Origin of the sequence: Aliihoeflea sp. 40Bstr573 (assembly GCF_024105655.1) — a bacterium.
Classification (GTDB): Bacteria; Pseudomonadota; Alphaproteobacteria; order Rhizobiales; family Rhizobiaceae; genus Aliihoeflea.
Map to the genome: position 1 here is coordinate 150,926 of NZ_JAAAMH010000002.1, position 25,708 is coordinate 176,633.

24 protein-coding genes are annotated in these 25,708 nt (G+C 65.6%); 6 read left to right on the forward strand and 18 right to left on the reverse strand.

The features are described from left to right. Positions 1 to 18 precede the first annotated feature (18 nt). Positions 19 to 1,377, reverse strand: coding sequence for a homogentisate 1,2-dioxygenase (hmgA, locus tag GTK01_RS03945; RefSeq protein ID WP_252924794.1), 1,359 nt, complete (start codon positions 1,375 to 1,377; stop codon positions 19 to 21). A 96-nt stretch (positions 1,378 to 1,473) separates the two neighbouring features. On the opposite strand from hmgA, the gene GTK01_RS03950 reads away from it, so the two are divergent. Then, the gene (locus GTK01_RS03950) at positions 1,474 to 1,905 is read left to right on the forward strand and encodes a MarR family winged helix-turn-helix transcriptional regulator (protein ID WP_252924549.1); all 432 of its coding nucleotides are present in this window, start codon (positions 1,474 to 1,476) and stop codon (positions 1,903 to 1,905) included. A 4-nt stretch (positions 1,906 to 1,909) separates the two neighbouring features. Here GTK01_RS03950 and GTK01_RS03955 read toward each other — a convergent pair whose 3' ends face one another. The 7 genes from GTK01_RS03955 to GTK01_RS03985 all read right to left on the reverse strand — a co-directional run bounded on the left by GTK01_RS03955 (position 1,910) and on the right by GTK01_RS03985 (position 10,003). Further along, positions 1,910 to 2,413, reverse strand: a complete 504-nt coding sequence (locus tag GTK01_RS03955) for an HPP family protein (RefSeq protein ID WP_252924550.1) — start codon at positions 2,411 to 2,413, stop codon at positions 1,910 to 1,912. A 3-nt stretch (positions 2,414 to 2,416) separates the two neighbouring features. Next, a complete protein-coding gene (tdh, locus tag GTK01_RS03960; RefSeq protein WP_252924551.1) occupies positions 2,417 to 3,451 on the reverse strand; it encodes an L-threonine 3-dehydrogenase in 1,035 nt (344 codons plus the stop codon). After that, positions 3,451 to 4,635: a glycine C-acetyltransferase gene (locus GTK01_RS03965; protein ID WP_252924552.1), complete on the reverse strand. Its 1,185-nt coding sequence runs from the start codon at positions 4,633 to 4,635 to the stop codon at positions 3,451 to 3,453. The genes tdh and GTK01_RS03965 overlap by 1 nt, the downstream gene beginning before the upstream one ends. A gap of 51 nt (positions 4,636 to 4,686) precedes the next feature. Next, a complete protein-coding gene (locus tag GTK01_RS03970; protein WP_252924553.1) occupies positions 4,687 to 5,709 on the reverse strand; it encodes an amino acid ABC transporter permease in 1,023 nt (340 codons plus the stop codon). A gap of 17 nt (positions 5,710 to 5,726) precedes the next feature. Continuing rightward, positions 5,727 to 6,551: a transporter substrate-binding domain-containing protein gene (locus GTK01_RS03975; protein WP_252924554.1), complete on the reverse strand. Its 825-nt coding sequence runs from the start codon at positions 6,549 to 6,551 to the stop codon at positions 5,727 to 5,729. An 83-nt stretch (positions 6,552 to 6,634) separates the two neighbouring features. Continuing rightward, positions 6,635 to 7,837 carry an acyl-CoA dehydrogenase gene (locus GTK01_RS03980; protein WP_252924795.1) on the reverse strand — a complete coding sequence of 401 codons (1,203 nt, stop codon included), beginning with the start codon at positions 7,835 to 7,837 and terminating at the stop codon, positions 6,635 to 6,637. A gap of 120 nt (positions 7,838 to 7,957) precedes the next feature. Further along, entirely contained in the window at positions 7,958 to 10,003 is a 2,046-nt protein-coding gene (locus GTK01_RS03985; protein WP_252924555.1) for an NADH:flavin oxidoreductase, read from the reverse strand. Between the two features lie 68 nt (positions 10,004 to 10,071). Here GTK01_RS03985 and GTK01_RS03990 point away from each other — a divergent pair, with 68 nt between their 5' ends. Beyond that, positions 10,072 to 10,446 carry a lysozyme inhibitor LprI family protein gene (locus GTK01_RS03990; protein ID WP_252924556.1) on the forward strand — a complete coding sequence of 125 codons (375 nt, stop codon included), beginning with the start codon at positions 10,072 to 10,074 and terminating at the stop codon, positions 10,444 to 10,446. 30 nt (positions 10,447 to 10,476) lie between these two features. Here the strand turns inward: GTK01_RS03990 and GTK01_RS03995 are convergent, their stop codons facing one another. After that, positions 10,477 to 12,024 carry a trimethylamine methyltransferase family protein gene (locus GTK01_RS03995; protein ID WP_252924557.1) on the reverse strand — a complete coding sequence of 516 codons (1,548 nt, stop codon included), beginning with the start codon at positions 12,022 to 12,024 and terminating at the stop codon, positions 10,477 to 10,479. 135 nt (positions 12,025 to 12,159) lie between these two features. On the opposite strand from GTK01_RS03995, the gene mutL reads away from it, so the two are divergent. Then, a complete protein-coding gene (gene mutL / locus GTK01_RS04000) occupies positions 12,160 to 13,956 on the forward strand; it encodes a DNA mismatch repair endonuclease MutL (RefSeq protein WP_252924558.1) in 1,797 nt (598 codons plus the stop codon). 77 nt (positions 13,957 to 14,033) lie between these two features. Further along, entirely contained in the window at positions 14,034 to 14,270 is a 237-nt protein-coding gene (locus tag GTK01_RS04005) for a DUF2093 domain-containing protein (RefSeq protein ID WP_252924559.1), read from the forward strand. Here the strand turns inward: GTK01_RS04005 and lpxK are convergent. From lpxK to GTK01_RS04035, 6 genes are all read right to left on the reverse strand, one after another. Next, complete coding sequence (gene lpxK, locus GTK01_RS04010; RefSeq protein ID WP_252924560.1) at positions 14,267 to 15,292, reverse strand: tetraacyldisaccharide 4'-kinase; 1,026 nt, start codon at positions 15,290 to 15,292, stop codon at positions 14,267 to 14,269. The genes GTK01_RS04005 and lpxK overlap by 4 nt on opposite strands. A gap of 3 nt (positions 15,293 to 15,295) precedes the next feature. Next, a complete protein-coding gene (gene waaA, locus GTK01_RS04015) occupies positions 15,296 to 16,624 on the reverse strand; it encodes a lipid IV(A) 3-deoxy-D-manno-octulosonic acid transferase (RefSeq protein ID WP_252924561.1) in 1,329 nt (442 codons plus the stop codon). Continuing rightward, the gene (locus GTK01_RS04020; protein ID WP_252924562.1) at positions 16,621 to 17,403 is read right to left on the reverse strand and encodes a lysophospholipid acyltransferase family protein; all 783 of its coding nucleotides are present in this window, start codon (positions 17,401 to 17,403) and stop codon (positions 16,621 to 16,623) included. Before GTK01_RS04020 ends, waaA begins: the two co-directional genes overlap by 4 nt. A gap of 12 nt (positions 17,404 to 17,415) precedes the next feature. Continuing rightward, positions 17,416 to 17,649: a DUF4170 domain-containing protein gene (locus GTK01_RS04025; RefSeq protein ID WP_252924563.1), complete on the reverse strand. Its 234-nt coding sequence runs from the start codon at positions 17,647 to 17,649 to the stop codon at positions 17,416 to 17,418. Positions 17,650 to 17,752: 103 nt separating this feature from the next. After that, positions 17,753 to 18,550: a 3'(2'),5'-bisphosphate nucleotidase CysQ gene (locus GTK01_RS04030; protein ID WP_252924564.1), complete on the reverse strand. Its 798-nt coding sequence runs from the start codon at positions 18,548 to 18,550 to the stop codon at positions 17,753 to 17,755. After that, positions 18,537 to 19,877, reverse strand: coding sequence for a TldD/PmbA family protein (locus GTK01_RS04035; RefSeq protein WP_252924565.1), 1,341 nt, complete (start codon positions 19,875 to 19,877; stop codon positions 18,537 to 18,539). Before GTK01_RS04035 ends, GTK01_RS04030 begins: the two co-directional genes overlap by 14 nt. Positions 19,878 to 20,025: 148 nt before the next feature. On the opposite strand from GTK01_RS04035, the gene GTK01_RS04040 reads away from it, so the two are divergent. Both GTK01_RS04040 and GTK01_RS04045 read left to right on the forward strand, forming a co-directional pair. Continuing rightward, positions 20,026 to 20,442, forward strand: coding sequence for a VOC family protein (locus tag GTK01_RS04040; RefSeq protein ID WP_252924566.1), 417 nt, complete (start codon positions 20,026 to 20,028; stop codon positions 20,440 to 20,442). Beyond that, positions 20,439 to 21,893, forward strand: a complete 1,455-nt coding sequence (locus tag GTK01_RS04045; protein WP_371924264.1) for an MATE family efflux transporter — start codon at positions 20,439 to 20,441, stop codon at positions 21,891 to 21,893. Before GTK01_RS04040 ends, GTK01_RS04045 begins: the two co-directional genes overlap by 4 nt. A gap of 127 nt (positions 21,894 to 22,020) precedes the next feature. Here the strand turns inward: GTK01_RS04045 and GTK01_RS04050 are convergent, their stop codons facing one another. Genes GTK01_RS04050 through GTK01_RS04060 form a run of 3 tightly spaced genes read right to left on the reverse strand, consistent with a single transcriptional unit; the run spans position 22,021 to position 25,696 of the window. Further along, a complete protein-coding gene (locus GTK01_RS04050) occupies positions 22,021 to 22,914 on the reverse strand; it encodes a patatin-like phospholipase family protein (protein ID WP_252924567.1) in 894 nt (297 codons plus the stop codon). 8 nt (positions 22,915 to 22,922) lie between these two features. Next, a complete protein-coding gene (locus GTK01_RS04055; RefSeq protein ID WP_252924568.1) occupies positions 22,923 to 24,317 on the reverse strand; it encodes an insulinase family protein in 1,395 nt (464 codons plus the stop codon). Continuing rightward, positions 24,314 to 25,696, reverse strand: a complete 1,383-nt coding sequence (locus GTK01_RS04060) for a pitrilysin family protein (RefSeq protein ID WP_252924569.1) — start codon at positions 25,694 to 25,696, stop codon at positions 24,314 to 24,316. The genes GTK01_RS04055 and GTK01_RS04060 overlap by 4 nt, the downstream gene beginning before the upstream one ends. Between the last annotated feature and the right edge of the window lie 12 nt (positions 25,697 to 25,708).

Below are 25,708 nucleotides of genomic sequence, written 5' to 3' on the forward strand. Positions count from 1 at the left end.
TGGACAGTACGGAACTTCTCAGCTCCAGTCGCCCTCGATCGTGCCGTTGAAGCGCTTCTTCAGATCGCTCCAGCAATCGATGTAGTTGTCCTGAAGCGTCTCCAGCCCGAGCCCGTATTTTGTGACGAGCTGCGGGAAGCGCGTCTCGAACATGAAGGCCATCGTGTTTTCGAGCTTCACCGCCTTCAAATCCGCGCGCGAGGCCTTTTCGAAGCCGCCCGCGTCCGGGCCGTGCGCCAGCATCATGTTGTGAAGACTCATGCCGCCGGGCACGAACCCCTCCTCCTTGGCGTCATACTGGCCGCGGATCAGGCCCATGAACTCGGACATGATGTTGCGGTGATACCAGGGCGGGCGGAACGTGTTTTCGGCCACCATCCAGCGCGGGGGGAAGATGACGAAGTCGATATTCGCCGTCCCCTCCTCGCCGCTCGGCGCCGTCAGCACCGTGAAGATCGACGGGTCGGGATGGTCGAACAGGATCGCGCCGACGGGCGAAAAGGTCGACAGATCATACTTGTAGGGAGCGTAGTTGCCGTGCCACGCCACGACGTCGAGCGGCGAATGGCCGATTTCCGTGACGTGGAACTGGCCGCACCATTTGACGATGATCCTGCACGGCGTTTCCTTGTCCTCGTACCAGGCGACGGGCGTCTTGAAGTCGCGCGGATTGGCAAGGCAGTTCGCGCCGATCGGCCCGCGATCGGGCAGCGTGAACTTGGCGCCGTAGTTTTCGCACAGATAGCCGCGCGCGGTCTTGCCCATCAGCTCGACCTTGAAGGTCAAGCCGCGCGGCAGGATGCAGATCTCGCCCGGCTCGACTTCGATTACGCCCATCTCGGTCAGGAAGCGGACGCCGCCTTCCTGCGGGACGACCAGCATTTCGCCGTCGGCGTTGAAGAAGTGGTCGTCCACCATGTCGGCATTGGCGACGTAGACATGGGCCGCCATGCCCGCCTGCCCGAGCACGTCGCCGGCGAGCGTCATGGTGCGCATGCCGGAGATGAAATCGGTCTTCTCCGCCGGGATCGGCACCGGGTTCCAGCGGAACTGGCCGAGCGGCAATTCATGCTCGCCCTTCGACGGCGCCGATAGCCAGAGCGGCAGATCGTAGGGCTTGAAGCGGCGGTGATGCTTGACGGATGGCCGGATGCGGTAGAGCCATGAGCGCTCGTTGGTGCCGCGCGGCGCGGTGAAGGGCGAGCCCGACAATTGCTCGGCGTAAAGCCCGTAGGCGGGGCGCTGCGGCGAGTTCATGCCCTGCGGCAGCGCGCCGGGCAGGCTCTCCGTCTCGAAATCGTTGCCGAAGCCCGGCATGTAGTCGAAGCCCGCTTTCGGCTTCCTTTCCGGCGACGTGTGCCCGAGCACCTTGCTCATCTCGTTCATGTCAACCTCCCGATCGGTCCCGGATTTGACGTTCCGTGCATTTCGTTGCATTTGTAACCATTGAAAATGTAACCATCAACGGTGCCGATGACGCTCGAACTGGAACGCTTCCTCCCTTACCGGCTGAACCGGCTGGCGGATGTCATCAGCCGGGATTTCGCGAAAATCTATCGTGACCGCTATGGCCTCACCCGTCCGGAATGGCGGTTGCTGGCCGCGCTCGGCCAGTACGAGACGATGACTGCGACGGCCGTCGGCCAGCATTCTGCGATGCACAAGACGAAAGTGTCGCGCGCCGTCTCGGCACTGGAGAAGCGGCTCTGGCTGAAGCGCGCGCCGAGCGACGAAGACCGGCGCGTGGAGTATCTATCGCTTACGAAGGCCGGACACGCCGCCTATCGCGAACTCGTACCCTTTGCGAAATCCTTTGAGGAGAACCTGCTCGCCAACATGTCGACCGGGGACCGCGACGCCGTCCTGCGCGGCCTCGCCGCGCTGGAACGCGCGGGCGGCGGCTGAATTCTCAGTCGGCCCGTAGCGGGTATTCGCGCTTCGGCGGGATGTTGTGAACCAGCACCGCCAGCGCGATCAGCACCACGCAGCCGATCAGAACCACCGAGAAAAGCTGAAGGCCGTGGATCGGATCGCCGAACGTCAGGATGGGCATCGCACCTGCGGGCGGGTGCGTGACGCGCAAAGTGCGCATGGCGACGATCGTTACGCCGAGCGCGAGCGCGGCCGCCAGCCATTCCCCGGGAAAGAGCGAGAACGACAATTCGCAGATGATCGTCCCGACGAGGAAGCCGAGCATCACGTTGATCGGCTGGGCGAGCGGGCTCGACGGCTGGCCGAAGAGCAACACTGCCGTCGCACCGAGCGGCGCCAAAAGCAAAGGCAGCCCCGTTGCCGACGCCAGATAGCCGACGAAGGTCATGCCGAGCGCGGCGCCGATGCCGGCCTTGATGTTGGAGCCGAGCCCGACCGGCGTTTCGTGCCGGCTCAGCAATATACGCGCGAGACGCCGCATCGCCTACCAGTCCATCACGACCTTGCCGGAATTGCCCGAGCGCATGGCGTCGAAGCCTTCCCGGTAGTCATCGATGCCGATGCGGTGGGTGATCAGGCCCGAAACGTCGAGCGGGCCCTGGACCAGGGCGATCATCTTGTACCAGGTCTCGAACATCTCGCGCCCGTAAATGCCCTTCAGCGTCAGCATCTTGAAGATGACCTTGTTCCAGTCGATTTCGAATCCGGTTGGCGCGATGCCGAGGATTGCGATCTTGCCGCCATTGTTCATCGTGTCGATCATGTCGCGGAACGCTTGTGCCGAGCCTGACATTTCGAGCCCGACATCGAACCCCTCGGTCATGCCCTCCTCTCGCATCACGTCGCGCAGCTTCTCCTTCGAGGCATCGACGACGTGGTGGATCTTCATCTTGCGGGCAAGGTCGAGCCGCACCGGGTTGATGTCGGTGATGACGACCTTGCGCGCACCGACTACCTGCGCCACCAGCGCACCCATGATGCCGATGGGTCCGGCCCCCGTCACCAGCACATCCTCGCCGACGAGGTCGAAGGAGAGCGCGGTGTGGACGGCGTTGCCGAGCGGGTCGATGATCGCGGCGATCTCGTCCGGCACGTCGTCGGGGATCGGCACGACGTTGTGCTTGGGCAGAACGACATATTCGGCGAAGGACCCCGGCCGGTTGACGCCGACGCCGAGCGTGTTGCGGCACAGATGCCCGCGCCCGGCGCGGCAATTGCGGCAGTGACCGCACACGATATGCCCCTCGCCCGAAACACGCTGGCCGACCGTGTACTCACTGACGGCCGCGCCGAAATCGGCGACCTCGCCGACGAATTCATGCCCCGTCACCATCGGCACCGGCACGGTCTTCTGGGCCCACTGGTCCCAGTTGTAGATGTGGACATCGGTGCCGCAAATGGCTGACTTCCTGACCTTGATCAGGACGTCGTTGGGGCCGACCTCCGGCAACGGCACCTCTTCCATCCAGATGCCGGGTTCGGCCTTCGCCTTCACCAGCGCCCGCATCATGTTGGACATCAGACCACTCCCATCTCTTTTCCCACCGCCGCGAACGCGGCGACGGCGCGGTCGATATCCTCGGCCGAATGCGCCGCCGACATCTGCGTCCTGATCCGCGCCTGGCCCTTCGGCACGACGGGGAAGGAAAAGCCGATGACGTAGATGCCGTGATCCATGAGCCGGTCGGCCATGTCCTTGGCCACCTGTGCGCCGCCCAGCATGACGGGGATGATCGGATGGTCGGCGCCAGCGAGGGTGAAGCCGGCCTTCTTCATGCCGGCGCGGAAGCGCGCGGCGTTGTCGCCAAGGTGCCGGCGCAGCGCGTCGCCGTTCTCGACCATGTCGAAAACCTTGAGCGAAGTCGCCGCGATCACCGGCGCCAGCGTGTTGGAGAACAAATAGGGCCGCGAGCGCTGGCGCAGCCAGTCGACGACCTCGCGCCTGGCGGACGTATAGCCGCCCGATGCCCCGCCGAGCGCCTTGCCCAGCGTGCCGGTGACGATGTGGACCCGCCCCTCGACGCCGCAATGCTCGATCGAGCCGCGCCCATGCGCGCCCACGAAGCCGACCGCGTGGCTGTCGTCGACCATCACCATCGCGTCGTATTTTTCGGCAAGGTCGCAGACGCCCTGCAAGTTCGCGATGATGCCGTCCATCGAGAAGACGCCGTCCGTCGCGATCAGCCGGAAACGCGCGTCGGCCGCCTCCTTCAGCCGCGCTTCCAGTTCGCCCATGTCGTTGTTGGCGTAGCGGTAGCGCCTGGCCTTGGACAGGCGCACGCCGTCGATGATGGAAGCGTGGTTGAGCGCGTCCGAGATGATCGCGTCCTCGTCCGACAGGAGCGTCTCGAAGAGGCCCGCATTGGCGTCGAAGCAGGAGGAATAAAGGATCGTGTCCTCGAAGCCGAGGAAGGACGAAATACGCGTCTCGAGTTCCTTGTGCTCTTCCTGCGTGCCGCAGATGAAGCGCACGGAGGCCATGCCGTATCCGTAGCGGTCGAGCGCGTGTTTCGCCGTCTCGCGCAGCTCGGCATTGTCGGCAAGGCCGAGATAGTTGTTGGCGCAAAAGTTCAGGACGTCGCGCCCGTCGGCGGCGATCTCAGCCGACTGCATCGACGAGATCACACGCTCGGACTTGTAGAGCCCTTGCGTCTTCAAGGCGTCGAGTTCGCTGGAGAGGTGGGCAAGGAAGGTCCTGGTCATCGGCGTCTCCTACGCTCTTGATCCGGAAAACTCCACACCCCCGCTCCTGCCCTACCTCACATGACCCTTGCCGTAGTGCTTCTCCAGCCGCGACTGGATCAATTCAAAGCAGATCGACATCGCCCAGTAGATCAGCGCGGCGGCGATCAGCATCTCGAAGACGGTGAAGTCGCGCCGGCCGATGATCTGCGCGGTTCGGGTCAATTCCCACACGCCCATGACGGAAACGAGCGAGGAATCCTTCAGCATGGCGATGAACTGGTTGCCGGTGGGCGGCACGATCAGGCGCATCGCCTGCGGGAAGATGATCAGGCGGAATGTCTGGCGCTCCGTGAAGCCCAGCGCCTTGGCCGCATCGTGCTGGCCATGCGCCACGCCGACGATGCCGGCGCGGAAGATTTCCGCCAGATAGGCGCCGTAGCACAGCGACAGTGCGATGACGCCCGACGGCACGGCCGACATTGCGAATTGCGGCCCGAGCTGCGGCAGGCCGAGATAGATCAGATAGACCTGCAGCAACAGTGGCGTGCCGCGGAAGAAGGAGATGTAGAATGTCGCGAGCGCATAGGCCGGGCCCGATTTCGACAGCTTGCCGAGCGCGGCAGCGAGCGCGATCGCCGAGGCGATGACGATCGAGATCAGCGAGACGTAGAGCGTCGTCACCGCGCCGGTCGTGATCATGAACGACAGGTTGGTGCCGCCATCGCGGGTCGGCGCAAACCAGATGCCCAGATTGCGGTCGAAGCTGGTGATGAAAAGCGCGAAAAGCAGCACCAGTTCCACCCAGACAATCACGATCTGGGCCTTGAACGGCACGAGCCTCAGGAGGATCAGGTTGGCCCATATCGCGCCACCGAGGAGGATGCCCGTCGCCAGATGAAGGCCGAAGCCAACCTCTTGGCCCTCGCCCGTCGCCCCGCCGAGCAGCGGCGCGACGAGGCCGCCGGCACGCGTGCCGCCGAGCCCCATCCAGACGAGGACGATGGTGATGAGGAGAACCACGCCCGCCTCGACGCGGGACGGGCGCGCGCGGACGAGCCAGCTTTCCTTGCGGAGAGCCGGCGCGCCGGTCATGGTGTCGCTCGCAGCCATTACTCGACGGTGGTCAGGTCGACCTTGTACCACTTCTGCGACAGCTCGGAGAGCGTGCCGTCCTCGTGCAGTCCGGCGACGATCTCGGCGATCTTCTGGTTGAACTCCTCATCGCCCTTGTCGGTCGCGACCGACAGCGGCTCGTAGAACGCCGGCTCACCGACGATGCGCATCGGATAGCCGGCATCGATCGCGGCCTGGATGGTCGGCAGGGCCGAGAACACCGCGTCGACGCGCACGCCGTCGCCAAGGCGCAGGTCGTCGAAGGCGTTGGTGTCGGTCTCGTAGGTGCGGATTTCGGCCGGCGTCACCTGATACTCGAACTCCGGCACGCCCTCGGCGTCGATCACCAGTTCCTTGTTCAGGTAGGCGTCATACGTGCAGCCGCCGCATGAGCCGATGATCTTGTCGTTGAGCTCGTCGATCGACTGGACGTCCGAATCCGTGTGAACGGCGAATGAGGCGGGCGTGTAGTAGTAGATCGCGGGGAAGTCGAGCACTTCGGCGCGCGCCTTGGTCGGGGTCATCGAGCCGACCGACATGTCCCAGCGTCCGCCCCAGCTGCCCGCGGTGATCACTTCCCAGGACGGGGTGACGATTTCCAGCTCCACTCCCATCTTCTCGGCGATCGCCTTGCCGACGTCGATATCGAAACCGTCCATCTCGTTGGCGTCGTTCAAGAAGGACTGCGGCGGATATTCAGGATCACTCGACATGACCAGCTTGCCGGCGGACGTCACGCGGTCAAGCGTCTCGCCCGCGATCACCGGCGAGCCGAGCATGGCCAGAACGGTCGTCAGGGCTGCAATTTTTCCCATTGCCATCAAAGTGTTCTCCCTATTCTTCTTGGATTTTCTTCTTATGAAATCGGGCGCCGAAGCGCCCGATCCCTCGTTCCCGGTTGCGCCTAGAAAAACGCTTGGAGGCCGGTCTGCGCGCGTCCGAGGATCAGCGCGTGAACGTCGTGCGTGCCCTCATAGGTGTTCACCGTCTCAAGGTTCTGCGCGTGGCGCATCACATGGTATTCGATCTGGATGCCGTTGCCGCCGTGCATGTCACGAGCCTGGCGAGCGATGTCGAGCGCCTTGCCGCAATTGTTGCGCTTGACGAGCGAGATCATCTCCGGCGCGAACTTGTGCTCGTCCATCAGGCGACCGACGCGCAAGCTACCCTGAAGGCCAAGCGCGATTTCCGTCTGCATGTCGGCGAGCTTCTTCTGAAAGAGCTGCGTGCCGGCGAGCGGCTTGCCGAACTGCTTGCGGTCGAGGCCGTACTGGCGGGCGCGGAACCAGCAATCCTCGGCAGCGCCCATCGCACCCCAGGAAATACCGTAGCGGGCGCGGTTGAGACAGCCGAACGGACCCGACAGGCCCGAAATGTTCGGCAGAAGCGCGTCTTCGCCCACTTCCACGCCGTCCATGACGATTTCGCCGGTGATGGATGCGCGCAGCGACAGCTTGCCGCCGATCTTCGGTGCGGAAAGCCCCTTCATGCCCTTTACGAGCACGAAGCCGCGGATCTTGTTGTCGTGTGCTTCCGACTTCGCCCAGACGACGAAGACGTCGGCGATCGGCGCGTTCGAAATCCACATCTTGGAGCCCGACAGACGGTAGCCGTCGGCCGTCTTCACGGCGCGCGTCTTCATGCCGTTCGGGTCGGAGCCGGCATCCGGCTCGGTCAAGCCGAAGCAGCCGATCCATTCGCCCGAGGCCAGCTTGGGCAGGTACTTCCTGCGCTGCTCTTCCGAGCCGTAGGCATAGATCGGGTGCATGACGAGCGAGGACTGGACGCTCATCATCGAGCGGTAGCCCGAATCGATGCGCTCCACCTCGCGGGCGACGAGGCCATAGGCCACGTAGCCGGCGCCGACGCCGCCATATTCCTCGGGGATCGTGACGCCCAGCAGGCCGGACTCACCCATCTCGCGGAAGATCGCGGGATCGGTCTTTTCTTCCAGATACGCCTCCTGCACGCGCGGCGCGAGCTTGTCGGCAGCGAATGCGGCGGCCGTGTCGCGGATCATCCGCTCGTCTTCGGTCAGTTGATCGTCGAGAAGAAAAGGATCGTTCCACGCGAAAGCCGCGGACGTGTCCTTGGCCCTAACTTCCATGTTCATTTCGTCACCGTCGGGAGTTGCAGATTGCCAAAAAAGCGGAATTGGAGCGCAACTTAGAGCCATTGGACGGCTGGCGAAACAGTTTTTGTGCCCGATCGGCCGAAGCTGGGGAATTTACAACCGGATCGCGTAGCGGATTCCATCGTAGATCGCCGCGTGGATGTTGCGCGCCGCGACCGCGTCGCCGATCCGAAAGAGATCGAACCTGCCGGCCGCGTTGACCTGCGGAAAGAGCGCACCCTGCCCGCCGACGAGGCTTTCATAATCAACCGCGCCGCCGTTTTTCGAATGGGGCTTGAGCGCGTGGTAAAGTTCGTCGTTCGCCGACGTTCCATGCTCGACCACCACCTGGTCGACGCGCCGTTCCTGCGACCAGCCCTTCGCATAGTCCGAGCCGAGCGTCGCCACCAGACCGTTGCCTTCACGCCGGACCGCAACGAGCCGCGTATTGATCGTCACCTGCACATGGCGCTCGTGGAAGGCGCGCATGTAGGGGACATGGTTCATGCCGCCCATTTCGGGCGCGAATAGCCGCTCGGGCGAAACGAGTTCGAGCCTCGATCCGGCATTGCCGATCATCTCGGCCGCCGACATGCCCTGATGTCCGCCATTGTCGTCATAGAGAAGCACGTTTTCGGCCGGCTTCACCGCGCCCGACAGGATGTCCCAGCTCGACACGACGAGCTCGTCGCCGGCTTCAAACGGCGGGTTCTGCGGAAGGCCCCCGGTCGCGATCACCACGACGTCGGGCGCCAGTTCCTGTACGTCCCCCGCCTCGGCCCAGCAGTCGTAGCGCACCGTCACGCCGAGGTGGTCGAGTTCGGCCAGCCGCCAGTCGACGATGCCGACGAGTTCCCGGCGGCGCGGGTTCTGCACCGCAAGGCCGATTTGACCCCCTGCCTTCGATGAGGCTTCGAGCACCGTCACCTTGTGCCCCCGCTCGGCCGCGACCCGTGCCGCCTCCAGACCGCCCGGACCCGCGCCAACGACGACGACATGTTTCAGCGCGCCATCCGTCTTCGCGATCACATGCGGGATCTGCGCCTCGCGGCCCGTCGCGGCATTGTGGATGCACAGCGCTCCGCCGCCTTCATAAATACGGTCGAGGCAGTAGGTCGCGCCGACGCAAGGGCGGATGCGATGCTCCGCGCCGGCCTTCACCTTCGCGACGATATGCGGCTCGGCGATATGAGCGCGCGTCATGCCGACCATGTCGAGCTTGCCATCGGCGATCGCATGCCGCGCGGTCGCGACGTCGGAAATGCGCGCGGCATGGAAGACCGGGAACTTCGTCGCGGCCCGCACCTCGCCGGCGAAATCCAGATGCGGCGCCGAGCGCATCCCCGTTACCGGGATGACGTCCACGAGGGCCGCATCGGTGTCGATATGGCCGCGGATGATGTTGAGGAAATCGACCTTGCCCGACCGCGCCAGAATTTGCGCGATCTCCACGCCTTGAGCGCGGGAGAGCCCGGCTTCCAAATCCTCGTCCGCCACCATACGGATGCCGACGACGAAATCCGGCCCGACTGCCGCGCGCACCTCATCCAACACCCGCATCGAGAACCGCATCCGGTTTTCCAGCGATCCTCCATAGATGTCATCGCGCCGGTTGGTCGCGGGCGACCAGAAGCCGTCCATCAGATGGCCGTAGGCCTCGAGCTCGATGCCGTCGAGCCCGGCCGCCTTCATGCGCTCTGCGGCCGACGCATAATCGGCGACGATGCGGTCGATGTCCCACTCTTCGACCTCCTTCGGAAAGGCCCGGTGCGCCGCCTCGCGCACCGGCGAGGCCGACAGGACCGGCAGCCAGTCGGCCCGGTTCCACCCTGTCCGTCGGCCCAGATGCGTCAACTGGATCATCACCTTGCAGTCATGCTCGTGGCAGGCATCGGTCAGTTCGCGCATCCACGGCACGATCTCGTCGCGATAGGCTTCCAGATTGCCGAACGCGGCGGGACTATCGCGCGAGACGAGCGCGGAACCGGCCGTCATCGTCAGCGCCATGCCGCCCTTCGCCTTTTCCGCGTGATAGAGCCGGTAGCGCTCTTTCGGCATTCCGTCCTCGGAATAGGCCGGTTCGTGCGAGGTCGACATCACGCGGTTCTTGAAGGTCAGGTGCTTGAGGGCGAAGGGCTGGAGCAGCGGATCGTTGGACATCGGGTCTCGCTTGCGATGCGTATGCGGGCATCGCATTGTTCGACGCTCCAGACCAACGGAGCAAGTCCATGCGCGCCATCGCCATTGCAATTTCCGCCCTCCTTTCAGCCGTGCCGGCTTTCGCATCGGACTGGTACGAGGGCGACTACCAACGCTGCGCCGACGAAGGCACCACCACCGGCATCGTCATGTGCGTCGGCGAACTCTATGAAGAATGGGATGCACGGCTCAATGCCGCCTACCGCACCGCCATCGAACCGCTGGAAGGCGCGCGTCGCACGCAGTTCCGTGACGTCCAGCGCGCCTGGATCGCCTATCGCGACGCAAGCTGCGGCTATTACCGATCCGGTGAAGGCACGATCGCGGCAATCGAGGGCAATGTGTGCATGTTCGCGCTCACCCGAGACCGGGCGGAGGAGCTGGAAACGCTGGCGCCGCGGTAGAAGACCGGTCGCCGGCCCGCGGATCAGTTGCTAGTACCACGCATCATCGTTCGCCGCCTTGCGCCGCGCGATAAAGTCCTTGAGGCCGTCATCGATCGCGATATCGAGCGGCGGGGCGACGTAGTCGGCGAGCTGCTTCTTCCACAGCCGGTTGGCGCGGTCCATGGCGTCCTCGCCGCCGGCGTCTTCCCATTTCTCGAAGGCCTCGTTGTCGGCGAGGCTCGAATCCCAGAATGCCGTCTCGTAATTCGCCATCGTGTGCGCGCAGCCGAAGAAATGGCTGCCCGGCCCGACCTCGGCGAAGGCGTCGAAGGCGAGCTGGTTGTCGTCGACCACGACGCCGTCGAGATAGGTGTGAAGCGCGCCGCAGAAATCGGCGTCCATCACGAATTTCTCGTAGGACATCGACAGGAGCCCGTCGAGAAAGCCGGCCGAGTGCAGGATGAAGTTCGCGCCGCAATGGACGGCGGCGAGCATCGACATGGTGCCCTCATTCATCGCCTGGCCGTCCGGCAGTTTCGCGGTGGTGAAATTGCCGGAGCATCTGAGCGGCAGGTTGAGCCTTCGCGCCAGTTGCCCGATCACCATCGAGCCGATCGCCGGCTCGGGCGTGCCGAAAGTCGGCGAGCCGGACCTGAGCGACATGGACGACAGGAAATTGCCGAAGATGACCGGCGCGCCGGGCCGCTCCAACTGCGTCAGCGCGCAGCCGGCCATGGTTTCGGCCAGCGATTGCGCGATCGCGCCGGCATTGGTCACCGGCCCCATCGCGCCGCCCAGGATGAAGGGCACGATCACCGCCGCCTGGTTGGCGCGGGCATAGGCGCGCAGCGCGTTCGTCATCGTGCCGTCCCAGACGAGGGGCGAGTTGACGTTGACGTTGCCGAGGATGACGCAGTTCCGGTCGACGAAGTCGCGGCCAAAGACGAGGCGCGCCATCTCGATCGAATCTTCCGCCCGGTGTTCGGCCGTCACCGAGCCCATGAACGGCCGGTCGGAATAGCGGACATGAGCGTAGACCATGTCGAGATGGCGCTTGTTCACCGGTACGTCGACCGGCTCGCAGATCGTGCCGCCCGAATGGTGCAGCCAGGGCGAGGCCTGCGCCAGCTTGATGAAATTCTCGAAATCCTCCAGCGTGCCGTAGCGCCGTCCGCGCTCGATATCCATGACGAAGGGCGAGCCATAGGCGGGCGAGAAGACGACGTTCCGGCCGCCGATGCGCACCGAATTTGCCGGATTGCGCGCGTGCTGCGTAAATTCGGCCGGGGCGGATTTCAGGATTTCGCGCAGCATTCCCGGCTCGAACCGCACGAGCACGCCATCGACTTTCGCGCCGGCCTTGCGCCAATGGGCAAGGGCAATTTCGTCGTCGCGGAACTCGATGCCGATCTCGGCAAGTATGCGCTCCGCCGTCGCCTCGATGCGCAGAAGGTTTTCCTCGGAGAGGATGTCGTAGGTGGGGATGTTGCGGACGATATAGGGCCTGCCCGGCCCCGCCTGCCCGCCCGAGCGCGCCTCGCGCCGCGCCTCCCGTCCGCCGCGCTCGCGTCTTTTGCCGTGCACTTCATCCAGCATGTCGGGCTCCTCTCCCTGCGTCACGCACTCTAGGCGCATCCAGGAAGCCCCGCCAAGGGCCGCGACCGACCCGAACCTGTCCATAAGCGCCGCCGCGCCCTCGCGCGGCCTGCCAATTCCGGCTAGATTTCGCCCATGCCCATCCGCCAATTGTCCGAAACCATCGTCAACCAGATCGCCGCCGGCGAGGTCATCGAACGGCCTGCCAGCGTGGTGAAGGAGCTGGTCGAGAACGCCCTCGACGCCGGCGCGCGCCGTGTCGAGATTGCGACGGCCGGCGGCGGGCTGCAACTGATCCGCGTCACCGACGACGGCTCGGGCATGGACGCAGCCGACCTTGCGCTTGCCATCGGACGCCACTGCACGTCGAAGCTTTCCGACGACATTCACGACATCCGTTCGCTCGGCTTTCGCGGCGAGGCGCTGCCATCCATAGGATCGATTGCAAAGCTGACGATCCGCTCGCGGGCCCGGTCCGGAGACGGCGCGGAGATCGTCGTCGAGGGCGGGCGCGTCTTTCCCGTCCGCCCTGCCGCGGCCAATCCGGGCACGGTGGTCGAGGTGCGCGATCTCTTCTTCGCCACGCCCGCGCGGCTGAAATTCATGAAGAGCGAGCGCGCCGAGACCGCCGCCATCTCCGAGATGGTCAAGCGCATCGCCATCGCCTTCCCGCATGTGCGCTTCACGCTATCGGGACCCGACCGCACGACGCTCGACCTGGCCGCATGCACGGACGACGCCTCCGGCCAGCGCGAGCGCATCGCGCAGGTGATAGGCCGCGACTTTTCCGACAATGCGCTCGAAATCCGCGCCGAGCGTACCGATGTCAGGCTGTCTGGCCATGCGTCGATCCCCTCCTTCACGCGGGCGAACGCGCTCCAGCAATATGTTTATGTCAATGGCCGGCCGGTGCGCGACAAGATGCTCGCCGGCGCGATCCGCGGCGCCTATGCCGACGTCCTGCCACGCGACCGGCATGCGGTGACTGCCCTCTTCGTCGACATCGAGCCGGCGCTGGTCGACGTCAACGTCCATCCCGCGAAGGCCGACGTCCGCTTCCGTGATCCGGGGCTCGTGCGCGGGCTGATGGTCGGCGCGATCCGGCAGGCGCTCGCCGCCGCCGGCATCCGCGCTTCGACCTCGGCCGCAAGCTCGATGGCCGAAATGTTCCGCGCACCGCCACCGCGCATCGGCAATGGCCACCATGCGCCAGTCGCATTCGACGCCGCCACCTCGTTCCAGCGCCCGCTCGACACCGGATTCGCAGAAGCGGCGCAGAGCGTGTTCGCCGATACCATCGCCTCCGCAGACCACCGCGCGGGCCTGTCGGAACCCGCCCCGGAAGCGCTCGCCCAGCCGCTAGGCGCCGCCCGTGCGCAGGTCCACGAGAACTACATCATCGCCCAGACCGACCGTTCGCTCATCATCGTCGACCAGCACGCGGCGCATGAACGGCTCGTCTACGAGGCGCTGAAAAACGCGCTTCACTCCAAGCCGCTCGCCGCGCAGATGCTGCTCCTGCCGGAGATCGTCGACCTTTCGGAAGAAGATGCGACACGCCTTGCCGCGCAGGCCGAAACGCTCGCGCGCTTTGGACTTTCCATCGAGCGCTTCGGACCGGGCGCGGTCGCGGTTCGTGAGACGCCGGCGATGCTGGGCGAGATGGACGTGCAAAGGCTCATCCGCGACCTTGCCGACGAGATCGCCGAGCACGACACCGTCGAAACGCTCACCGCCCGCCTCCACCACATCGCCGCCACCATGGCCTGCCACGGTTCGGTGCGTTCGGGCCGGCGGCTGAAGCCCGACGAGATGAACGCGCTCTTGCGCCAGATGGAGGCGACGCCCGGTTCGGCCACCTGCAATCACGGCCGGCCGACCTATGTCGAACTGAAGCTCGCCGACATCGAGCGGCTTTTCGGGCGTCGCTAGGTGCAGCTATCCGCAACCGGGCGCTTGACCTTCGCCCGCATTTGTGGCGGAACCTCCGGGACCAGAAGGCAGTCTCCATGAACCGTTTCGAAGGCCCCGGCGGCAAGGAAGCCCGCATCCGTTATCTCGACGGCGATTTCCAGGTGATGACGCCGGGATCGTTCGTGCGCTGCGCGGTGACAGGCGAGTCGATCCCGCTCGACGAGCTCAAATACTGGAGCGTCGCGCGGCAGGAGCCCTATGCGAACGCCGAAATCTCGCTGAACCGCGAGTTGCAGGAGAACCCGGATTTGCGGACGCGGGCGAAGGACTAACTCTCCAGCCGCCGCCTGCGCCAGGCCTTCAAAGTCTCGCCTATAACCGCGCCGGGCGTGACGTCCGTCTCGAAGGCAACATCGATCTCCACCACTTCTGCACGATGATGCAGCTCCTCCAGCGCCTTCGAGCCATGCGCGAGGCGGATCGCGTCCTTGGCCGTCGTCACCAGCACCAAACCGTCCCTTGCAGCATCCTGCATCAAGTCCCGCGCCTCGTCGGCGCTGTAGAAGTGATGGTCGGCGAAGCTGCGGGTCACGACAACCTCGCCGCCGAGCGCGCGCACCGTGCGATAGAACTTGTCCGGATTGCCGATGCCGGCGAAGGCGAGGCAGCGCTTGCCGCGGATCGTCTCCAGCGGCAGAGGACGGGTCTTCGCGCGATAGACCGGCCGGCCGGCGCGGGCGGCATGACGCACGACGGTCGATGCCGCGTTGCCCTCGCCCATTTCGAGCAGAGCCGTCAGATGGCGCATCTGATCGACAAGCGAGGCGCGCATCGGCCCGCCCGGGATCGTGTGGCCATTGCCGATGCCGCGTTCGGCGTCGACGACCACCAGCGCGTAGTCGATATGGATCTGCGCGCTCTGGAAGCCGTCATCCATGATGACGAAGTCGCAGCCCTCGCCGAGCAGCAACTTCACGCCCTCGGCCCGGTTGGCCGAAACCGCGACCGGCGCGTGAGCGGCCAGGAGCAGCGGCTCGTCGCCGACATAGCGCGCGCCGTCATGATGCAGATTGACGAGATGCGCGCCGGAAACCGAGCCACCATGGCCACGCGACAGGAAGCCAGGCTTCAGCCGCATCTCCTTGGCCTGCCGGGCAAACGCGATCGCGACCGGCGTCTTGCCGGTGCCGCCAACCGTCAGGTTGCCGATGCACAGCACAGGAACGTCGATCTTCTTGCGCGGCGCAGTCTGCAGCCGATGGCGCGCCGCGAGCCCATAGAGCATCGACAGCGGCCATAGCGACCAGGCGCGCCAGTCGGGGTTCTGCCACCAGAAGGGAGGCGCCTCGCTCACCGTTCAGCCCTTGCCGTTCGACCGCGCGCCGTTCGTCAGGCGCGCCTTGACGACGAGCGGCGTGATGAAGGGATCGAGCGCAGCCAGCGTCTTCGACAGGGCGCCGCGCATGTCTGCAACGGCATTGGCGCCCGCGCGGATCATCTCGCCGCGCGCCGCATCGTTGGTCAGGAGATAGTTCACGGCGCCCGCCAGCATCGCTTCGTCACGCACGAATTTCGCGGCGCCTGCCTGCGTCAGTGTCTGATAGGCATCGCGGAAGTTCTGCACGTTCTTGCCCGACAGCACCGCCGTGTCCAGCATCGCCGGTTCGAGCGGGTTCTGCCCGCCCTCGCCCGTCAGCGAACGGCCGACGAACGCGATCTCGGTCAGGCGTAGATAGAGCCCCATTTCGCCGATCGTGTCGCCCAGATAGATGTCCGTGTCGGGCGCGATCGCCTCGTTCTTCGAGCGCCGCGCGACCTTCAGCCCCTTGGCGGCGCACAGTTCGGCGACCGCGTCGGCGCGGTCGGGGTGGCGCGGAACGATGATGGTCGCGACGGAGCGGTGCCGCTTCTTCAGCGCCAGATGGACGTTGGCCGCGATCTCCTCCTCGCCCTCATGGGTCGAGACGGCGGCCCAGGTCGGACGCGCGCTGACCGCGCCCTTCAGCGCCTGCAGTGCGGCGAGGTCGGCGGGCGGCGGCACGGTGTCGACCTTCAGGTTGCCCGATACGGTCACCGGCCGTGCGCCGAGGGCGAGGAAACGCTCGCCGTCGGTTTCGGACTGCGCGACGACGTGGGCAAGGTTCTCGAACAGCGCCTCGGCCAGGTGCGAGCGCTTGCTCCAGCGGGCGAAGGAGCGGTCGGAAAGCCGTCCATTGACGAGAACCTGCGGCACGCGCCGCGCCCCAAGTTCGAGAATCGTCATCGGCCAGATTTCGGATTCGGCGATGATGGCAAGGTCAGGCTGCCAATGGTCGAGAAACCGGTCGATGGCCGGTTTCAGGTCGAGCGGCACATATTGATGGATGATCGCCTCGCCCAGGCGCTCGTCGGCCACGCCCGCCGAGGTGACCGTGCCGGTCGTCAGGACGACATGGATGCCGTCGGCGACGATCCTCTTGACCAGCGGCACCACCGCCAGCGTCTCGCCGACGCTTGCCGCATGGACCCAGACAAGCGGGCCGTCCGGGCGCGGAACCTGCGTCACGCCATAGCGCTCGCGCCGGCGCTTACGGTCTTCCTTGCCGCGGCTGGCGCGATAGGCGACATAGCCGCCGATCAGCGGGTAGGCCGCCGCGCCGGCCAGCCGGTAGGTCGTCAGAAGCGCTCGCGCCCAGCGTTCGCTCATGCCGCCGCCCCCACAAGGCCGTAGGCCTTCGCCGTCACACGGTCGAGCCCGGCGGTTACAGCGCGACGCGCATCTTCCATCGCCACGTCGTCGGCACTCGCGGGCACGGTTATGGCGTCGCCGATAACGATCGCCGCCCGGCCGAAGGGCAGGTTGATGGCGGTCTTGTCCCAGCTCTTCTCCAGCACCTTGCGGCGGCTGGTCGCGAGCGCCGCGGGAACGATCGGTCGGCCGGAAATCCGCGCCAGGGTGACGATGCCGAGCCCAGCATCGCGCGGCGTGCCGTGCGGAATGTCGGCGATCATCGCGACATTGCGCCCGGCGTCGAGCACGCGTTTCAGCAGAATCAGCGCCCGCGCGCCGCCCTTGCCAATGTCATGTCCCTCGCGTCCGCCCGAGCCGCGCACGATGCCGAACCCGAGACGTTCGGCGACGAGCGCGTTCAATTCGGCGTCGCGGCTTTTCGAGAACAGCGCCGTGAACCGCAATTCGCGCGGCAGATAGGCCGGCGCGAGCAGATGCTGGCCGTGCCACAGCGCGAGGATCACCGGCTCCTTCGGCCCGATGACGGCGAGCGGATCGTCCGAACCGGTTGCAAGCGGATTGGTCGCTTTGATCGCGCGCATCAATGCGACGATCCCCGCGGCAAGCGCGTTCTTGGCGGCCGGCGTCTCGGCCAGCGGCCCGCGCAGTCTTTGCCATGCCGCTTTCAGCGGGCGGCGGCGCTGAGTTGCGCGCGCCGCGATCCTGTCGGCATTGCTGATGGTATTCTTCCCCATCCGTCGGACAGATCAGCTCTGCGGCTCGAGCAGGCGATGCAGATGCACGATGAAGTAGCGCATCTGTGCGTTGTCCACGGTTTCCTGCGCCTTGGCGCGCCATGCGGCCTCGGCGGATTTGTAGTCGGGGAAGATCCCGACGACATCAAGGCTCGAGAGATCCTTGAACTGCAGGCCCTGGAGCGAGGTCAGCTCGCCTCCGAACACGAGGTGAAGGAGTTGCTTTTCGGCGTTGTTTTCGGCCATCGGACGATCGCTTCTGCTTTTCCGTGAAAAGGGTTCGGATGCGCGAAGCACCCGGCGCGCAATGCTTAGATCAGTTCGCCGGATTTTGAAACCTGTCAGTCCGCTACCAGCCCTGCGACCAGTCGGGATTGCGAGCCTGCTCGACCATGGCGGCCAGAAGCGCGCCCGACCCGGCGACGAGCGAGCCGTGGCGCGGGCTGGTGCCGGCGTAAAGCGGCGCGACGCCCTGGGGCGTCAGCACCTCGCCGCCGGACTGGCGCAGGATCAGATCGGCCGCCGCCAGATCCCAGTCATGCGCGTTGGGCTTGACGAACGTCGCGTCGATCTCGCCATCGGCCACCATGGCGATGCGATAGGCGAGCGAGGGGATGTAGGGCACCTTCACCGTCTGGCCGATGCCCGGCAGGAGCGTCTTCGTCATCGTCTTCGGGCCTGCGACGATCGGCACGTCGCCCGCCTCGCGCACCTTGATGGCGACACCGTCCCTCAGTGCCGGGCCGTCGCGCGTCGCCTCGAAGACCTGCTCCTTCACCGGCGCGTCCAGCACGCCGGCGATCGGGCGACCATCCTCAACCACCGCGATCGAGACGCACCACATGTCCTGCCCGCCGATGAAGGCGCGCGTGCCGTCTATCGGATCGACAACGAAGGTGCGTTTGGCGGAGAGCCGCGACGTATCGGCGACCGTTTCTTCCGAAAGCCAGCCATAGCCGGGCCGCGCGGCCAGCAGTTCGGCCTTGAGAAAACGGTCAACCGCGATGTCGGCCTCGGAGACGGGCGACTGCCCGGTCTTCATCCACACGTCCGGCGTCTTGCCAAAATAGCGCATGGCGATGCGCCCCGCCTCGCGCGCGGCCTCGCGGATCAGCACCAGTTCGGCTGCATCGTCATTCGCCAGCAAGCGTCATTCCTTCGATCAGGAGCGTGGGGGCCGCAGTACCGAAATTGCGATCGACATCATTTGCCGGGACCATCGCCAGGAACATGGTCTTCAAATTCGAGGCGATGGTCACTTCGGAGACCGGATGGGTCAGTTCGCCGTTCTCGATCCAGAAGCCGGACGCGCCGCGGCTGTATTCGCCCGTCACCATGTTGACGCCCTGCCCGAATACCTCGGTGACGTAGAAGCCGCGCTTCAGCCCCGAGATCAGGTCCTGCGGTGACGCCGCTCCCGGCTCGATGGCAAAATTGGTCGAGGTCGGATTGACCGACGTGCCGGCCCGCGAGCCGCGGCCATTGGTGACGAGCCCCAGTTCTCGCGCTGCCGAAGTGGACAGGAGCCAGTGCCTGAGCACGCCCTGGTCCACCATGGTCAGCACTTCGCCTTCCACGCCCTCGCCATCGAAAGGCCGAGAGGAAGGCCCGCGAACGCGCAACGGGTCATCCGTCACGGTGATCGCGGCCGAGGCGATCTTCTCGCCCATCCGATCGCGCAGGAAGCTCGTCCTGCGCGCCACGGACGCGCCGTTGATCGCACCGGCCAGATGGCCGGCGATGCCGCGCGCAACGCGCGGATCGAAGATCACGTCGACCGGGCCGGTCCTGGCCTTCGTCGCGCCCAACCGTCGTACCGCCCGTTCGCCCGCGCGCTGTCCGATCGCTTCCGGCGCTTCTAGGTCGGCGAAATGCAGGCGCGAGGAAAAGTCGTAGTCGCGTTCCATGCCGGTGCCCTCGCCGGCGATCACGCTCACCGAGCGGCCGAAACGCGTCGCCATGTACTGGCCGAGAAAGCCCTCGGACGTGGCCAGCACCAGGCCGCCCATGCCCGCGCTCGCCGAAGCGCCGCCGGAATTCGTCACGCCCGTCACCGCGCGCGCGGCGTCTTCCATCGCAAGAGCGTCCTCGCGCATGCGCGCCGCGTCGACTTCGGTCGGGTCGAACAGGTCGAGGTCGCGGATCGTGCGCGCCAGCCGGTTCCCGTCGGCCAGGCCCTGGACGGGGTCTTCCGGCGAAACCTTCGCCATCGCCACCGCGCGGGCGGCGAGTTCGTCCGCATTCGCGCCGGCTGCCGCCGATACGCTCGCCACGCGCCTGCCGATGAAGACGCGCAGCGAAATGTCGTCACTTTCGGCGGCTTCAGTGCCCTCCACCTTGCCCAGCCGCACGGTGACGTCGGCCGAGCGCGAGCGCACCGCCACCGCATCCGCCGCGTCGGCGCCGGCGCGCTTTGCCGCCTCGACCAGCGATGCGACGAGGTCTTGCAGCCTGGCGGTCTCGATCTGGCTCATGGAAATGTCCTGATTGGTCAAACGGCATTGGCGGGCGACGTATCCGCCCCATCTATTGTTCGCGCCCGACATGTGCAATGGCTGAGCCGCGTTCGGGCGCCTTGCGGCGGCTCGGCGCAGCAGACGAAAACATGCAAGGACAATCGACGTGACGCCTTTCCACCTCGCCTTCCCGGTTCGCGATCTCGAAGAGACGCGCGCCTTCTATGCCGACGTGCTCGGCTGCGCCATCGGCCGCTCCTCCGACACATGGGTCGATTTCGACCTCTACGGCCACCAGATGTCGGCGCATCTGCGCCCCGGCATCCAGGAGGCGGCGCGCGACGGCCAGGTCGGCGGCATCGTCGTGCCGATCCCGCATTTCGGCGTCGTCCTCGAAATGGCCGACTGGACCGCACTTGCAGAACGTCTCGAAGCTAATGCCGACATCAATTGGATCGAGAAGCCGCAGGTGCGCTTCAAAGGCGAGCCGGGCGAACAGGCAACGCTCTTCATCTGCGATCCCTCGGGCAACGCGCTCGAGTTCAAGGGCTTCAAGTCCATGGACAAGGTCTTCGCGCATTGACGACCGGGCCGGCCGACGAAACCGCTCCCGCCGCACGGCCTTCGACCGAGCAGGGCAAGTTCGTCACCGGCTCGACCATGCGCCATGTCGTAACGATGACGGCGACGGGCTCGGTGGGGCTCATCGCCGTCTTCCTCGTCGACGCGCTCAACCTTTTCTACATCTCGATGCTCGGCGTCCAGGAGCTCGCCGCGGCCATCGGCTTCGCATCGACGCTGATGTTCTTCACCATCTCCGTCGCGATCGGCTTCACGATAGCGACCTCGGCTCTGGTCTCCCGCGCGCTGGGGCGCGGCGACCGTGAGGAGGCCGCGCGCATGGGCGGCGCGTCGGTCCTCTACATGGCCGCCACCACCATCCTCATCGCCGCCGCGACGTGGCCCTTCCTGCACCAGCTCGTCGGGTTCTTGGGCGCACGGGGCGAAACGCAGGAGATGGCGACGCGCTTTCTACAGATCGTCATCCCCTCGATGCCCATGGTCGCCGTCGGCATGGCGACGACCGGCATCATGCGCGGCGTCGGCGATGCCCGGCGCGCGATGTATGTCACGCTCGCCGGCGGCATCGCGGCCGCGATCCTCGATCCCATCTTCATCTTCGGCTTCGGGCTTGGCCTTGAAGGTGCGGCGATCTCGACCGTCATCTCGCGCGCGATCCTTCTCGCCGTCGGCCTTTACGGCGCCCACAAAATCCACCGGCTGATGAAGCTGCCGGACCTTGCCGGCTTCAAGGCGGCGCTGCGCCCCTTCTTCGGCATCGGCGTGCCCGCGCTGCTGACCCAAATCGCGACGCCCGTCGGCAATGCCTATGTCACTGTCGAAATGGCCGCTTTCGGCGACGAGGCGGTGGCCGGATGGGCGATCATCGGCCGCCTTCTGCCGGTCGCCTTCGGCGTCATCTTTGCCCTTTCGGGCGCGATCGGTCCCATCCTTGGGCAGAACTACGGTGCGCGCCGTTACGACCGGCTCAACGATGCGCTGCGCGATGCACTTCTGTTCACGACGTTGTATGTCCTCGCCGTCTGGGCGCTGCTTGCCATCTTCGCCGGCCCGATCGCCAGCCTTTTCGGCGCGACCGGCGAGGCGCGCGACCTCGTCGTCTTCTTCTGCCTCTTCGCCGCCGGCTCGTTTCTGTTCAACGGCGCGCTCTTCGTCGCCAACGCCGCCTTCAACAATCTCGGCTACCCGACCTATTCGACCGTCCTCAACTGGGGCCGCTCGACGCTTGGCGTCATCCCGTTCGTCTGGCTCGGTGCGCAATATTGGGGCTCAAAGGGCGTCATCGCGGGCTGGGCGCTCGGAGCCGTCTTCTTCGGCATCGCAGCCGTCATCCTTGCCTTCCGCACCGTCCGCGGCATCGGGCCGCGCATGATGGCAGGCGAGCCGATCCCTGCCCCGCCTCCCGCTGCGAACTCGGCATTCTCGACGGGCAAGGCCTCGACATTGCAGTAGGGTTTTTGCGAAGAGGACCCCCACCCCTTCAGCCTGTCGCTGAACTCAAAGGCTGGAACTCGACGCCGACGAACTCCCTCCCCCTTGTGGGGAGGGATAAAGGGTGGGGGTCACTTCAGCAAAAACCCTACTTCCCTTCCCGAGCCTCCACCGCCGCATCGATCGACCGTTTCAACTCATCCCGGATCGATTCCGTCGCCGCCATCACCAGTTCCATCTTCATGAAATCGAGCACCCGGAACTCCGATACTGGCGGGCGGATGAGTATCTGGGGCTGGCAGCGCGTCAGGTTGAGTGCTATGATCGACTGCATCATGATCTGGCTCGTGCCGAACAGAAGATCGATCGAATCCGGCCCCTTGGGCGTCTCCTTCGTCGGATAGCCGACGACGTCGACCGCGATCACGATATCGGCCGCATCCTGCACGAGGTCGAACGGCACCGGATCGTAGAACCCGCCATCGATCAAAAGCCTGCCCTCGCGCCGCACCGGCCGGAACACCGCCGGCAGGGCCGCCGAGGCGGCGAGCGCGGAGCGCAGATCGCCTGTGTCGAGCACGGCGAGGTCATGGGCGAAGAAATCCGTCCCCGTCACCTTCAGCGGAATCTGCAACTGCTCGAACGTCTCGGGGATTTCCGCCGGCAGGAAGGAGCGCAGGATGCGTTCGAGATTGAACTGACCGAGCCTGATCCCGCCTTCCAGCATTTCGGCCAGCGAGTGCGGGCGTGAGCGCCAGAGCCGGCTCGCCACCTCCGCGCGTCTGCCGAGCACCGCGCGGCCATACTCGCGAATCTCCGTTCCCTTCATCCCCGCCGCCATGCCGGCGCCCATGATGGCGCCGATGGACGAGCCGGCGATCATGGTCGGGCGGATACCCAGTTCGTCCAGCGTCTCGATGATATGGATATGCGCAAGACCACGCGCGCCGCCGCCGCCCAGCGCCAGCGCGAATGTCGGTCCGCCTGGCGCTGCGGGCCGGGCCGTCTCGTTCTCGATCAGGGTCGGCACGGGCGCGTTCATGGCAGGTCTCAGTTCGACGTGTCGGTCTTTTCCTCGCCAGCCGCCGCGCCGTCACCGGTGTCGGTTTCCTTTGCCTGCGGACCGATCACCAGCAGCGACGGCTCGGCGGTGAGCAAGCGTTGCGCCGAAGCTCTTACCTGGTCAAGCGTTACCGATTCGATGTCGGCGACGCGCGTTTCGATATAGTCGATGCCCAGATCGTCTCGCTGCAGTTCGAGAAGCGTGCGTGCGATCGAGGCGGAGGAGTCCAGATTGTTGATCGCATAGGCGCCGACGACGTAGGTCTTGGCCTTGGCCAGTTCCTCCTCGGTCGGTCCCTCGGCGATGAACTTTTCAACCTCACTCTTGATCACGTCGAGCGCTTCCGTGACCTGGTCGGCACGCGTCGAGGTCGAGATTGCCATGGCGTTGGAGAGCTCGCGGTTCTGCAAATACGAGCCGATGCCGTAGGTCAGGCCGCGCACTTCGCGCACCTCGTTGAAAAGGCGCGAGGAGAAGGTGCCGCCGCCGAGAATGTGGTTCATCAGATAGGCGGCGAAGAATTCCGGATCGTCGCGCTCGATGCCCGGATAGACGAGTTGCAGAGAGCTTTGCGGCAGGGCGTATTCGTAGAGCACTTCCTGCCCGAGCTTCGGCTCGACATGGTCGATACCCTTCAGGTCCGCCTCGTCGGGCAGGCCGCCGAAAATGCGGTCGAGATCGGCCTTCAGCGTCTCCGCGTCGATCGCGCCGACGACAGCGACGTGGAGGTTCGACTTCGCCAGAAGGTCGCCATGAGCCGCGCGCAGATCATCCGGCGTTACCGTCGTGATCGTCTCTTCCGTACCCTCCCGCTCCTGCGCGTAGGGGTGGGCGCCGTAGAGCGCGCGTGCGAACTGCCGCATGCCCTGGCGTTGCGGATCGCGCGAATTGGCGCGAATGCCGGTCAGGATCTGCTGGCGCATGCGCTCGACCGGGTTCTCATCGAAGCGCGGCTCGTTGACCGCCAGCGCCAGAAGGTCGAGCGCCTCGTCTTTGTTGTCGGACAGAAGGCGCATGGAGCCGTAGAGCGCATCCGTCGAGGCCTCGAACGACATTTCGGCGCCGGCATTGTCGAGCGCCTCCTGGAATTCGTTCGATTCCAGATCGCCCGCCCCTTCGTCGAAGAGCGCGCTCATCAGATTGACGAGGCCGCCCTTGCCGTCCGGGTCCTGGATCGATCCGCCCTCGAAGGCGAAGTTGATGGCGATCATGGGGATCGTGTAGTCCTCGACGAGCCATGCCGTGACGCCCGAATCCGAGCGCACTTGCTGGATGTCGACGGCGGCCGAAGCCGGCCATGCGATGGTCAGGGCCAGCGCCGTCGCGCCGACGGCCTTCGCCAGCGCCGTGGTAAAAGTCGATGCCTTGAACGGGAAGCTCACGAGCGGCCCTCCTCTTGCGGCAGAAGATAGCCCGTCACCGAGCGGTTCTGGTCGAGATAGCGTGCGGCGGCGGCCTTGATGGCATCGGCCTCGACCGCGCGGATGCGCTCTGGCCAAGCCTCCACGTCCGCCACGGTCGAACCCGTCGTCAGCGCCGAGCCGTAGAGGTTCGCCATGCCCGACTGGTCGTCGCGCGCAAAGATGATGGAGCGCAGATAGCGGTTCTTCGCCGCCTCCAGTTCCTCGGCGGTCACGCCGTCCTCGGCGATCTTCTCGATCTCGGCATCGGCGGCGCGCTCGACATCCTGCAGCGTCGCCTCGCCGCGCGGCGCACCGTAGACGCCGAACACGGTCGCATCGAGCGAGGTGCCGCGGAAATAGGCGCCGGCCGACGACGCGATGCCCTGCTCCACCACCAGAGACTGGTAAAGGCGCGAGCGAATGCCTCCGCCAAGGATTTCGGCGAGAAGGTCAAGCGCCTCTGCCTCGCCGTCCTCGGCGGTCGTATAGGACGGCACGACCCAGGACTTGGAATAGCCCGGAACCGTCACGCGCTCGTCGCGATAGGTCACCGTGCGAGCGGTGCGCTGGGGCGGCTCCTCGGTGCGCGTGCGCGGGCCCAGTTCCGGGTTCGACGGGATTGCGCCGTAGTACTCGGTCGCCAGTTCCCGCACCTCCTCGACGTCGACGTCGCCAGCGACGACCAGCACCGCATTGTTCGGCGCGTAGTAGCGCTGGTAGAACTCTAGCGCGTCGGCCCGGTTCAGCTTCTCGATCTCGTGCATCCAGCCGATGATCGGCACGCCGTAGCCGTGGTTCTGGTAGAGCGTGGCGTTGACGGATTCGCCGAGGATCGAATTCGGCTGCGTTTCGATGCGCGAGTTGCGCTCCTCGATCACCACCTGCCGCTCGGGGTCGACCACGGCGTCCGTCAGCACAAGACCTGTCATCCGGTCGCCCTCGAACTCCATCATCGTTTCCAGATGCTCGGGCGCGATCTGCTGGTAGTATGCGGTGTAGTCATAGGAGGTGAAGGCGTTCTCGCGCCCGCCCACCTCGGCGATGCGGGCGGAGAACTCGCCCTGCGGGTGATCGTCCGTGCCCTTGAACATCAGATGCTCGAGGAAATGGGCAATGCCCGACTTGCCCGGCTCCTCATCGGCGGACCCAACCTTGAACCACATCATGTGGGTGACGACGGGCGCGCGGCGATCGGGGATCACCACCACTTCCAGCCCGTTGTCGAGCGTGAAGTCGACAATCTGGTTTTCGGCCGGAGCGGCGTTCTGGTCCTGTGCGGACGCTGCGCCCGACAGGAGCGCGAGACCGATCGCCGTTCCTGCCAGACCTCTCGCCATTGCGGCGGGCATCAGGTGCATTCGCTTGTCCTC